The sequence below is a fragment of the Candidatus Nitrosocosmicus sp. FF01 genome (genome assembly GCF_047711275.1).
Taxonomy (GTDB): domain Archaea; phylum Thermoproteota; class Nitrososphaeria; order Nitrososphaerales; family Nitrososphaeraceae; genus Nitrosocosmicus.
In genome coordinates, this window is sequence record NZ_JBLNIG010000001.1 from 494327 (window position 1) to 506691 (window position 12365).

The 12365-nt window shown below is 35.3% G+C and carries 12 protein-coding genes; 8 read left to right on the top strand and 4 right to left on the bottom strand.

Going from position 1 to position 12365, the window contains the following annotated elements:
* Positions 1–3: 3 nt before the first annotated feature.
* Positions 4–348: a hypothetical protein gene (locus ACMT7R_RS02755; protein ID WP_415309905.1), complete on the bottom strand. Its 345-nt coding sequence runs from the start codon at positions 346–348 to the stop codon at positions 4–6.
* Positions 349–852: 504 nt separating this feature from the next.
* On the opposite strand from ACMT7R_RS02755, the gene ACMT7R_RS02760 reads away from it, so the two are divergent.
* The gene (locus ACMT7R_RS02760; protein WP_415309906.1) at positions 853–1911 is read left to right on the top strand and encodes a hypothetical protein; all 1059 of its coding nucleotides are present in this window, start codon (positions 853–855) and stop codon (positions 1909–1911) included.
* A 4-nt stretch (positions 1912–1915) separates the two neighbouring features.
* Here the strand turns inward: ACMT7R_RS02760 and ACMT7R_RS02765 are convergent, their stop codons facing one another.
* Positions 1916–2248, bottom strand: coding sequence for a hypothetical protein (locus ACMT7R_RS02765; RefSeq protein WP_415309907.1), 333 nt, complete (start codon positions 2246–2248; stop codon positions 1916–1918).
* Between the two features lie 4 nt (positions 2249–2252).
* On the opposite strand from ACMT7R_RS02765, the gene ACMT7R_RS02770 reads away from it, so the two are divergent.
* On the top strand, positions 2253–2789 hold the full coding sequence (locus ACMT7R_RS02770; RefSeq protein ID WP_415309908.1) for a hypothetical protein: 537 nt from the start codon (positions 2253–2255) through the stop codon (positions 2787–2789).
* A 1240-nt stretch (positions 2790–4029) separates the two neighbouring features.
* Here ACMT7R_RS02770 and ACMT7R_RS02775 read toward each other — a convergent pair.
* Complete coding sequence (locus ACMT7R_RS02775; protein ID WP_415310551.1) at positions 4030–4608, bottom strand: matrixin family metalloprotease; 579 nt, start codon at positions 4606–4608, stop codon at positions 4030–4032.
* Between the two features lie 248 nt (positions 4609–4856).
* Complete coding sequence (locus tag ACMT7R_RS02780; protein ID WP_415309909.1) at positions 4857–5792, bottom strand: alpha/beta fold hydrolase; 936 nt, start codon at positions 5790–5792, stop codon at positions 4857–4859.
* Positions 5793–5854: 62 nt separating this feature from the next.
* Between ACMT7R_RS02780 and ACMT7R_RS02785 the strand changes: the two genes are divergently transcribed.
* From ACMT7R_RS02785 to trxA, 6 genes are all read left to right on the top strand, one after another.
* Positions 5855–6139, top strand: a complete 285-nt coding sequence (locus ACMT7R_RS02785; protein ID WP_415309910.1) for a hypothetical protein — start codon at positions 5855–5857, stop codon at positions 6137–6139.
* A 127-nt stretch (positions 6140–6266) separates the two neighbouring features.
* Positions 6267–6845, top strand: a complete 579-nt coding sequence (locus tag ACMT7R_RS02790; RefSeq protein WP_415309911.1) for a hypothetical protein — start codon at positions 6267–6269, stop codon at positions 6843–6845.
* A 206-nt stretch (positions 6846–7051) separates the two neighbouring features.
* Positions 7052–8032, top strand: a complete 981-nt coding sequence (locus tag ACMT7R_RS02795; protein ID WP_415309912.1) for an NAD(P)-dependent oxidoreductase — start codon at positions 7052–7054, stop codon at positions 8030–8032.
* 148 nt (positions 8033–8180) lie between these two features.
* Positions 8181–9839 carry a cation diffusion facilitator family transporter gene (locus tag ACMT7R_RS02800; RefSeq protein WP_415309913.1) on the top strand — a complete coding sequence of 553 codons (1659 nt, stop codon included), beginning with the start codon at positions 8181–8183 and terminating at the stop codon, positions 9837–9839.
* 573 nt (positions 9840–10412) lie between these two features.
* A complete protein-coding gene (locus ACMT7R_RS02805) occupies positions 10413–11591 on the top strand; it encodes a hypothetical protein (protein WP_415309914.1) in 1179 nt (392 codons plus the stop codon).
* A 251-nt stretch (positions 11592–11842) separates the two neighbouring features.
* Complete coding sequence (gene trxA / locus ACMT7R_RS02810; protein ID WP_415309915.1) at positions 11843–12277, top strand: thioredoxin; 435 nt, start codon at positions 11843–11845, stop codon at positions 12275–12277.
* Positions 12278–12365: the final 88 nt, after the last annotated feature.

A 12365-nucleotide genomic window follows, 5' to 3' on the forward strand; every position in this document is an offset into this window, starting at 1 on the left:
TGATTAATTACCTTCGTTAGAAAGGTCCCAAATCAAGTTGTTTGAATTGTTTGCAATTTGTATTAGTTCATTGTAGATTTGATTTAGAAAGTCAAGTGCTTCTGTGGTGTTACCGTTGTCAAGTGATGCCTGAGTTTCGTTTACCAGCGATTTCATGATTTCAATCGAATTCTCTAGTTGGAAAAAAGTATCACTTGCCTCGCTTGTAGTATTTCCAATACTTATTTCTGAAGTTGGTTGTCCTATGGCTGGGTTATAGCCACTAAAATTCATTAATACACCCAAGGAGGCTGCGAAGGCAAGTCCCAAGATTGCATATGACATTTTTGATTTAATTTTATGATTCATTTGATTTTATATACGTTGATCATTCAAGTTTTTAAATATTCTTTCATTAATTTGAAATGTGGTGACACAAAGCAAATTAGATTTGGTTAGTGACTATGATTATTTTGACTAATCATGATGTCCTTAACTCCTTGCTTGAGAGAAGCAGTTGGGCTTGTTCAAACGGGCAAATTAGAAGAATTTATACGTTGTTGGTATGTAAAATGAATGTATCACCATTTGATTTTTGATCAATTTCTTGCCTAAAAATTACTCTAGTAGGAACATTGTATAAGTTAGTAAAGGTGACATGTCAATGATTCTATTCTTAAGGTAATTGATAGTTTATTTTTAAGGTAAAAAGAACTAAAGGCAAAAGTGTTCTTCATTTAGTTCTGCAGCTCAAATAAATCTATATAGATAAAAATCTATTAGAAAAATTTTATCTATGATTGTTCTTGAACATTATTGTGGTTAATTTGAAGAAAGTTTAAATAATGAAAATAAATATAGAAAAATACTATAATGAAATACTTATTAGCTATTTTACCAATATTCATTATGTTAACTTTGGCTCCGGCTTTAATGGCCATGCCAAGTAATGTATACGCACAGAATGACGCAGAACAATCAATCAGCCAAATACAAGGGGCTGTTCAGCTCGGAATTTGTTTGTCGGGCATTGACACATTTATTTCTTGTAATAACCTAAATGTCCAAAACCAATTCAACGACGGAAATAATGTCGCAGCACAAGACGGTGGCAATGGAAAGGGTAGCGGCAACTCAGCCGAACAAGCAATCGGACAAGAGCAAGACGCACGACAACTTGCAGTTTGTGTTAGCGGCGACGGGACATTCTTATCTTGCAATAACCTTAACATCCAAAATCAAGTTAACGAGGGCCATAACGTATTAGGTCAAATCGGTGGAAATGGAAAATACAGTGGTAACACTGCATTCCAAGCAATAGGACAAGAGCAATCATCAACACAGGGTGCTTTAGTAGTTTCCGGCGAAGACACAGTATTATCTGGAAATAACCTAAATGTCCAAAATCAATTCAACGATGGAAATAATGTCGCAGCACAAGACGGTGGCAATGGAAAGGGTAGCGGCAATTCCGCAGCCCAAGGCATTGGCCAATCACAATCCTCAAATCAATTTGGTGGCTGTGTTTCTGGTGGTGATGTGAACGAATCTTGCAATAACCTTAGCGTCCAAAATCAAGTTAACGAGGGCCATAACGTATTAGGTCAAATTGGTGGCAATGGAAAGGGTAGCGGCAATTCCGCAGCCCAAGGCATTGGCCAATCACAATCCTCTAACCAAAGAAGCCAATGTGTTGCAGGTGGCGATGTAAATGAATCATGTAACAACATCAACGTCCAAAATCAATTCAACGATGGAAATAATGTCGCAGCACAAGACGGTGGCAATGGAAAGGGTAGCGGCAATTCCGCAGCCCAAGGCATTGGCCAATCACAATCCTCTAACCAAAGAAGCCAATGTGTTTCTGGTGGCGATGTAAGTAATTCTTGCAATAACCTTAGCGTCCAAAACCAAGTTAATGAGGGTCAGTAACGTATTAGCACAAGACTGGAGGCAATGGAAAGGGTAGCGGCAATTCCGCAGCCCAAGCCATTGGCCAATCACAATCTTCTAACCAAAGAAGCCAATGTGTTGCAGGTGGTAGTATAGAGGCCTCTTGTAACAATGTCTCCTTCCAAAACCAAGAAAACAGTGGAAGTAATGTTGGTTTACAATCTGGTGGCAATGGAAAGGGTAGCGGCAACTCAGCCGAACAAGGCATTGGCCAATCACAATCTTCTAACCAAAGAAGCCAATGTGTTTCTGGAGAGGATGCAATAGTATCTTGTAATAATGTAGCTTTCCAAAACCAAGTCAACAGTGGAAACAATGTTTTGGCACAATTTGGTCTAGATGAAGATGAAAGTGGATCATCAGGCGGTGGTAAATACCATGGAAAGAATGGCGGTGGCGGCAACTCAGCCGAACAAGCAATCGAACAAGTTCAATCCTCTATTCAAAGCAGCAGTGTAGTGACTCCTGGAAGTTCAATATTCTCGGGAAACAACTTGAATGTTCAAAACCAAGAAAATGAGGGCGACAACGTAGCTGCACAAAGCAGTGGCAGTAGCGGTGGCAACTCAGCCGAACAAGGTATCGCACAAGCTCAGGAAGCAGGAACTGAAGAGAGCGGCGACGAATCTGGGACAGAAGAATTAGTACAATCGAGCGACAGTGAATCTGGTGACAACACCGAAGAAGAATCTGGTGACAACACCGAAGAAGAATCTGGTGACAACACCGAAGAAGAATCTGGTGACAACACCGAAGAAGAATCTGGTGACAACACCGAAGAAGAATCTGGTGACAACACCGAAGAAGAATCTGGTGACAACACCGAAGAAGAATCTGGTGACAACACCGAAGAATAAGGGATTTAGATCTCTTAACCGGATTTTTTTATAATTACTTTTTTTGATATCTGCATCTAATTCATTCTAATTAATTTTGTAATAGTTGTTGGATCTATATCGGAATCTACATTGGATCCGACGAAATTATATTTTATAGTCCTATAACCAAATTATTTTGTTGTACTCCAATATTCAAGACAAAATGTGCATAATTTATTCCGTATGCTTATGGTACATTGATCAGTACACTCCAGCTTCTAAAACAGAACACGATGGTGCGGACTATAATGTGGGTCAAAATTCAAACTACTTCATTCGTTAAAAAATTACTCTTTAGCGAAGATACACCTGAGGAGGTTATTGCAGCGCAACTGGCAAATTATCTAGCAAATTGGAAAAAAGAATTTACATCAATCTCGAGACATATGTTTCATATTCACAACTTCGTTACAGTGACGTCCGTGATATGATAATGCAATATTCAGTAAATTCCAAAACAGCAAGATTCCGTGGATTACGCCCGTTCTGTTAGGAATTAACTATTTATCTTTACATCGATCTCTGACATGATGTAACCTATCTTTTTCGTGAATAAATTGCTTTCCACAGCGATTACATTTTAAAACCACGAAGTGATGAACTCTTCTACCATGTTCGATGAACTTCTCATATGAGCTAAACTTTTCCCCGTCCTTTTCACATTTGTATTTCTTCTGTAGTATATTCACAATAAAATTGAATTCAGGATATTATTAAGTACATTGATATTAAAGGTAAAAATTATTCTCTTTTAATAAATTTATAATTTATCTTAATTTTATTTTATACTAAATACCTATTATTTGAAAATCTTTAGCTTTGAATTATGGAAAAATTATTCTACTCAGAATATAGCTTATCATTAATGGCAATGTTGGGATTAGAAAAACAAATTAGATTTCTTGCATATACAGGTTTCAATAAAATTTTTTTATAAAGTCGATATCCATTATCGATATTGAAACGCGAATATTATATTTCGTACGATTTTCTTTTTTATTTAATAAATCAAAAACTAACTAATTTGCTACACAGACAGCGATTCTACTTAATGGCACTAGCCTACAAAGTCAATATCTCTTATATAGATATTTTTCCCACGTTTGTATAATGACCCGCAGGACGCCAGTTTGTAAAGTACTAGAATAACACGACTATCAAAAAAAAATTTGCTAATACTATTTAATCTGTAACCTGTATAATTTGAGATCTAAAAGGATTAGCATTCTATGTACTTTTCATCTGGCAAATACATTGTATTACCTCCACTTAACTTCCAAGAGTTAGCAATGTTTACCGCTTGGATCTCACATGGAGATATAGTCGTGCTTCCAATATCTACTCTCTCTGTCATTAGGTTTCCTCTAAAGTTAGCGTGTTCCAATCCCAAAACATGACCAAGTTCATGGAGCGCAATCTGTTCAATTTGAGAAGAACTAAAGTCCCTATCGTAAGATTCTTCAGAAACTATGATTTCAGATTGTCGAATGAATCCAAATCGATCAAAGTAATTTACCGTTTTTCCTGCTATTTTCTTCCCGTCATTCTTAAATGAAATCTTGATATCTTCATCACTGTCGTCTATTTCAACTAATCTGATCCCATTTAGTTCACCATTCCATGTTGCGACTGCGCTCCTTATGGAGTCCTTAAGATCATCATCGTCATCATCGCTGTCAATAGTATAAGTAAGAATCCCATCTGCTAATTCGTAACCCCAAGTACAACAAATTTCTATAATGTCTTTGTCCGAAAAATCGTCATCATCATCATCATCGTCATCATCGTCACCTCGCACAACCAAGAAGTTACTATAATAAAGACTAGATAAAAGAATCAATATAAAAAAAGAAACAATTAGCAGATTCGAGGGGTTTTTCATACTATATTATAACATAGTAGTTATAGTATTTAACATATTTTTTTTAAAACTTTTTGTAATAGTTTAATATTATAGTGTTTTTTTATATAAAATTTATTCATTTCGATTTATATCCTAAGGCTTCTTTTCCTTATTTGCTATTCGTCAAGAATTATTTAATGTTCTCATTTTAGGAAATCCATTAAGCTTTGATAAACTATAGCTGGTTTTTCTACGAATGGCGCATGTCCTGCATCTTTGATTATTTCAATTTTAGCTGCTGATAATAGCTGTTTGAATTGTTCAGCATATGATACGGGAATAAGTTTGTCCTTTTCTCCCCATAATATTAAACAGCGAATATTTTCTATTTTTTTGATTTGGTTTGAGTCAATCCTCGATGAAGTACTATTCATGAAAGCAGATTCAAAAGCTTCTAATGCGCCGGGTTTTTCTATAAAGTAAAGAAAAAAGTCAACTATTATTGGCAAAAGCCTAGTTGGGTCGGAGTACAAATTTCCCAAGACCCTGTTAATTCTCTCGCGTCTCAAAATCGGATCGGTAACCTTCACTGCATTCATGTAATCTAATAGTAAAGGAGTGGGGCTTTTCAACAAACCCGAAGAATCAAAGAGAATTAGTTTATCTACTCTCTCTCTATTAGATATTGCAAAGTCTATTGCAATATATCCTCCAAGAGAATGACCTATAATGGAAATTTTCTCATTGGTATCAAATTTCATTTCATTTATGAAATCTTTAATGAACTTGGTAAAAAAACTAATTGTATAGTCTTCTTTAGGCTTATCGCTTTCGCCAAACCCAATGAGATCAATTGCAATAGTATGATATCTTCTCGATAGGGCCTCAGGAAAATCACGCCAAACAAGAGAAGAAGATCCTAGTCCATGAATAAATAAAACATGATCTGGGTTGTTAATACCATACTCGTCATATTTTACCTTTTTACCATTTATAGTCTTGTACAAGTATAGCAAATTACAATATTGCATCACATTAATAAAAATTTGATGGGTCGGAAATTGGACTTTTTGATATTTCAAATGAATTGTTTCTCTAGCTTTGGTTAACAGATAAATATCAAGGTCCGCGTTCATCATAGCCAGTTTACATAAAATAACGACTGAAATATTATATATCTTGATTTGATTAATTCGGTTATTTGAATAACAATTCTAGTTGCGATCCAAGAACCAAGGCATATAAGAACGGAAAGACTTTTGAAGAATGCAAGACCGAAGCCCATAGATTGGTAACAAAGATGGCAAGTGAAACACCTATCAACACGGAAATATCTTGGAACAAAATTTTAGAAACAGCCAACCATGACGAAATAGTCTATAAATTGATCTTAAAATATTTTAGGCAAATGGGTTATGATATAGGAAATCATACCCGTCCTAGAGTGATAAAAATAGAGTCCGATCCCAATCAGGGTATAAATTGAATTGGGGTAATGGAATCTTTTATTGTCCCTTCATAAATAACAATAATATTATTTGGTAGATGCAATAGTAAAGGCGCGATAACACATTCCTTAAGTATTACCGCAAATTGAATACATATGTTAGGCAATGACCAAATCAAACAAGTCCCTTGTAATTCTGTTTCTTATCTTGGGCGTATTTGTAACCCCCACACTCATGTTTTCAGAACCATTTGAAGTCGCAAACGCATCAATAGACTCTATAGATGAAGGTATAATCACTGACGATACTAACACAGGCGATTCAGGTACGATGATGAAATCGTCCTCAAGTGGAAAAGGGTCTTATACTCACCTTCAGGCAAAAAATACTCAACAATCAATCTATAACTGCGCTACGGGACAGAAAGGAGTTATCATTTCCCCTGGGAATTTCAAAGTTAGTGCTGACAAAAAAAATGGTAAATGGCATGGAACCATATCTATTAAGGGATCAACGGGAGAAAAAAGTGGAAGTATAATCAGTGGAATGGCTAAAGGAATCTCGTATTCTTTTAAAGGTAATTTGAACAATAAGAATACATTGTGTCATTTTCCGGGATTACAGCTTAGTGGCACCACCTTTGAACTAGGATCATTAACTTGCGGTACATTAAAGACAATTAAATATACAGAGATATCTACAGGCAATACTAATCACTTTAAGGTACTAATCACCTGTAGATAGTCGAAGAGGATCCTTTTTTTGGTTGCAACAGCGTCATGATATCAAATTGCTTGCACTCGTAGCAGAGATTAATCTACTGTTGTAATAATCATATGTTTCTTTATGATTGCCGGATTTCAATATCATTTAGTTTACGGCTACTAACTTCACGTTAATCAGATACCTGTCATGCTGATTTATAAGAAATCACAGACTAAAGAGAGATCTTGATAATAAAAGCACTTGTTCAAAATCTAGAGTTTAAACAGCGCATTACCGAGAAATTAAATCATTCTAATATACCGTTTGAATTTGTAAATTATAGCGAGCCTTTAATCCCTCAAATTCAAGATTCTGAAATACTGATAAATAGCGTTGACAGGATTGATAGGCAAATCATAAATTCTTGTCCTAACCTGAAATTAGTTCAACAATCGGGAATCGGTGTTGATGGAATTGACATTGACTATTGCTCAGAAAGGGGAATATACGTAGCAAACGTGCCTATGGCAAATGCAATATCTGTGGCTGAACATACTTTTTTGTTAATCCTTTATCTTTCAAAGAATATCAAGCTCAATTCCTTTAGTTCAAATCCAAATTCTGGAGCATTTATTCGAAGAATGCCTGATCATATGGGAATTGAATTATCTGGAAAAACTATACTTATTCTGGGGTTGGGAGTTACCGGAATCGAAGTTGCCAAAAGGGCAAAGGCCTTCGGAATGAAAGTCATAGCGGTAACGAAACATCCATTTACTAAAACTGAAGGTGGAGATAAGAAATATTTTGTAGATAGCATATTTGGTGTTGACAAACTTCCACAAGCGCTGCCATTAGCCGATATAGTTTCGATACATACTCCACTAAATAACGAAACAGAAAACATGATAAGCAAAAAAGAAATGGATTTAATGAAAAAATCTGCGTATTTGATTAACGTGGCTAGGGCACCAGTTGTTAATCATGAAGCGTTGTTTATTTCCCTGAGAGATAAAAATATATCAGGTGCAGCATTTGATGTGTTTTGGAAAGAACCTGCAGATCAAAACGACGATTTGTTAAAGCTTGATAACTTCCTTCTGACTCCTCATATAGCTGGATGGACCTACGAAGCAATAGATTCTATCTCTGATATCATACGCATTAACATCGAAAGGATGATGCGTGGTCAAATCCCTTTAACTTTGGTTAACCATATCGATTAAAATCATTGTTTAAGATAACAATGTGCAACTACCTAATTTGCCATAAAACAACGATACTCATTTACCGCTTTTGACACAATAGCAAAATCCAAATTCTGCTGGCTTTTCAAATCTATTATATAACACGATATTTTATTCACTTTTATTTGTGGTAAAAAGGAAGAAATCTAGAGATGAATTATTTCCTAAAGATAATGCTCAATCTAATAATAATATAGATGAGCATGATACAAAGAACATAGTCGATACTGATGAACAAGCTTCAGATCAGAAGAAAGCTTATAGGGAAAAAATCCAAATCGCCATTTCTTCTATTATTGCCTCCTCTGCACTAACAATATCAAAATTCATTATTGCAATCTTTACAAACAGTTTGGGTTTGTTATCTGAAGGAATGCATTCAGGCCTAGATGTGTTTGCTGCTTCTATGACTCTTTATGCGATCAGAATTTCACGTAAACCGCCTGATATTGATCATAATTACGGCCACGCAAAATTTGAGAGTTTGGCTAGTCTTGGCGCGGTATTGTTATTATTTGTCGTGGCTGGGTGGATACTTTACGAAGGCTTTGAACGAATCTTTTTCAAACATGTAAACCCAGAAGTAACGCTACTTTCTTTTGGAGTCTTAATTGCTTCAATAATTGTTGACTATTGGCGCTCTAGGGCTCTATATAGAGTAGCTAACAAGTATGGTAGCCAGGCAATAGAAGCCGATGCATTACATTTCCGTGTTGATATGCTTACATCGTCAGTTGTACTAGTAGGACTAGCTGTTGTCTTTTTATTTCAGATTCCAAACGCTGATGCCTATGCTGCAATTGCAGTGGCCATATTGATAGTTTACACCTCATTAGGTTTGGGCCGGAGAACCCTAGACGTATTATTAGACAAGGCTCCTAAAGGTATTCAGGGTCAGATACATGAATCTATAACCGGTTTTGAAGGCATTCAAAAGGCACATAGCATAAGAGTAAGAAAAGTTGGACAAGATACATTCGTTGATCTTCACATAGAAGTTCCCAGAACTTTTACTCATGATAAAGCACATAGGATAGCCACCAATGTTGAGAACAAAATTAAGAACGAACTTCTTCCCAATTGTGATATAGTAGTACATGTTGACGCGGTGGAGGATAACATGTCTGAAACTATCAAAGACAAGATTCGACTAATAGCCGAAGATTTTCCAACCATTAAAAACATTCACTCTATTTACATCTCTAAAGTTGTCTCAGAAACTGATATAGATACTGAACAGAACAAAAACTCTGAAAATCATTTCCGATCGTTACATCTATATCTTGATGTTCAAATGGATGATAAATTGGGGTTCAAGATTGCACATAGTGTAGTGGACAAATTCGAAAAAAAAATAAAAACGGAAATTCCTAACATAATTCGTGTTACAACACATATCGAAACGGACCTCGACGTCGAATCCTCTGTTGGACAAGAAGAATTTGCCGACGAGCATTTTCTAGATATTGTAAAGGAAACTGCCATGTCTGTAATGGGAGTTTCTGATTGTAATGATATTTCTCTTGTATATGTTAAAGGGGAATTACACATTACCCTTACTATCAAAATTAATCCCAATCATATCAAAACTGGGACTGATGATTTGGTTAATAGTAAAACTTCGTCCAATGAAAGCAGTAGTATCATTGACGATGACCACAGTGACGACCAGCCAAATGATATTTCTGTTGAGAAGGCTCATTCCATATCTACCCAGGTGCAGAATCTGTTACTTCAAAGCACAAAAGCATCGAGAGTTATAGTGCATGCCGAACCTGATGAGTAACAAATACCACGATCGCTCCTTGAATATGACGAAGAAAGATTATTGATTAGATATGGTATTTGAAACATCTTATATTGATTTTTTTATGGATTCAAGCTGACCAAAGATATAACCAAAAATGAAGATAAGGGTGTTTTCGAATTCATAATGATCTGCTAGCTACCAAATAATTTCTAAAAGCGTTTTCTCAGAACTTACAGTTATTATACTATTACTCAGATTAACACTAATAATTATTACTAAGTAATTAGTCTACTATCGCCTTTATGTCTGTTAGGAGAAAATAATATGAATAGCAGATAGGTATGAAATATTTTGCTTCTATAGAACAAAGTTGTTATCTTTGTAGGTTCCACTTTGTCTTAAAGTGATAATTGGGCAAAAGAGTTGCAAAGAAAAAAATACTATACTTCGTGTTACCACTATTACGAAATATACTGGACTTTCAATGGCAGTTATTTAAGTCAATTTATTTTTGATACTCTCACACACGGATTATGTTGCACACTTAAGCCATGTGTACAACACACTGATTAACAAAACTATTAAACTGTCTAATTTCTTCTGCCTATTATGGGTAAATTTTACACAAGCTTTTGGAATGTAAATAATCTATTTGATACACTTCCTTCATCTCTTGGATCTGATATTGAATTTACCCCTTCCAGAGGATGGAATAATATAGTAAAAAACAAGAAGATTGAAAACCTGGCCTTCACCATAGACTCGCTTCATAACAATGAAGGACCTGATCTTATAGGCCTATGTGAAGTAGAAACTGAAACAATGCTTTCAGAATTAGTGGATAAATTATCTCCTGAAAAGGAATATGCCATTGCAGAGTATTTAAATGGGCCAGATGTTCGAGGGATTGACACTTGTCTACTATATTCAAAAAAGAAATTTAGTCTTAACTCATTAAGAGGATATAGTATCAACCTGAGATATCCAACAAGGAACATATTAGTAGCCAACTTTACTTTGTTAGAAAACAAAGCCGATATAACTGTTATAGTGAATCATTGGCCTTCTAGGTCTGGTGGTCGCTATGAAACTGAACCATTGAGAATTGCAGCAGCCGAAAGTTGTGCAAGAGCCGTTGAGGATACATTAAAGATCGATCAAGGTGAATTAGAAAATTTTCCTGTCGATTTGAGAAACGATGAAAATGTTCTGTCTCATTTGAATCAAAAATGGAATAAAAATATTCTTCTAATGGGTGATTTCAATGATAACCCGTATGACAAGAGTATACTGAATCATCTACATGCCACACCCGACGCTAATAAACTTCTAAATTGGGATGAAATTTTCGAACATCCTAGCCTTACTAAGCGATGGCCAACAAGTAAACAAACTGACAAACATAATTATCTATTTTATCAAGGTTACTTGTTTAATTGCATGTGGCCAATCATGCCAGATGGTACTATTTATTATAACGATGGATTTGACTTATTTGATCAATTTATCATATCTCGAGGCCTGCTGTATGGTTCACAGAAGTTAAAGATGAATCTGGATTCTATTCGAATCAACAAGAGTACTAAGTTGGATCGAGCTTTACCTGAAAGTAGTTTTGATAATAAAGACAGAAACAAAATTCACCCATCACTAAGGCAAGTTCCAATGAGATTCGAGTATCAGAGAATTCGACCAAATGGTGAGCTTGAAGAATTATCTCCTGGCAGAACAATTCTGACGGGTTATAGCGATCACTTTCCTATAGAAAGTACTATCGAAACCCTTTAATTATTAAATTGGTATTTTTCCAAAAAATTTAATTTCAATCTCTAAGAACAATATTGGCCTAAGAAGTTTTATCCATTATCTGAGTTTGCTTTCATGAATATTATTCATGATACTTGATCATTGGGATATGTAATTTGGATTATACAATCTAAATTGGGAGTCTTGGCGAAATGAAAAAGAACTATTCATACTTTCTTCATAATCTTAAATAGCCAAAATTTAATACGCTGATTGAATATCACTAATAATCAATGCATAATTGGGATGAAGAGCTAGAAAAATTAATGGAGAAAAAACTTAAACAGTATAGAGATATTGCAGAAACTAGGAACGACCCATCACAAAATATTTCTGACGGGAAAATTAATACTCCAATTTCCTTAACCGATTATAATTTTAACGAGATGACTCAAAAATACAGCTATTTGGTTGTAGATTTTTGGGCACCCTGGTGTGGCCCCTGTAAGATGGTCTCTCCAATCATTGATCAGCTTGCTTATGAACTAAGTGGAAAAGTTGTTTTCGGAAAACTAAATGTGGATGAAAATCCCACTGTTGCAAGTTTATTTGGCATTCAGAGCATACCTACTTTGATGATATTTAAAAATGGAACTGCAGTAGATGGTATATTAGGCGCAGCTTCAAAGGCACAAATATTAGCAAAACTTTCAAAGTACAATAACTAATTTAACATATTTTCCTATTATGAAGGCATTTACTATCCCCTGATTATTATGGAAGCTGAATCACGGGAGAAACTTGAGTATTTGCAAT

Bases quoted from the DNA above. Each gene is read 5' to 3' on its own strand.
- ACMT7R_RS02755 (WP_415309905.1), bottom strand. From the start codon at position 348: ATGAATCATAAAATTAAATCAAAAATGTCATATGCAATCTTGGGACTT.
- ACMT7R_RS02760 (WP_415309906.1), top strand. From the start codon at position 853: ATGAAATACTTATTAGCTATTTTACCAATATTCATTATGTTAACTTTG.
- ACMT7R_RS02780 (WP_415309909.1), bottom strand. From the start codon at position 5,792: ATGATGAACGCGGACCTTGATATTTATCTGTTAACCAAAGCTAGAGAA.
- ACMT7R_RS02790 (WP_415309911.1), top strand. From the start codon at position 6,267: ATGACCAAATCAAACAAGTCCCTTGTAATTCTGTTTCTTATCTTGGGC.
- ACMT7R_RS02805 (WP_415309914.1), top strand. From the start codon at position 10,413: ATGGGTAAATTTTACACAAGCTTTTGGAATGTAAATAATCTATTTGAT.
- trxA (WP_415309915.1), top strand. From the start codon at position 11,843: ATGCATAATTGGGATGAAGAGCTAGAAAAATTAATGGAGAAAAAACTT.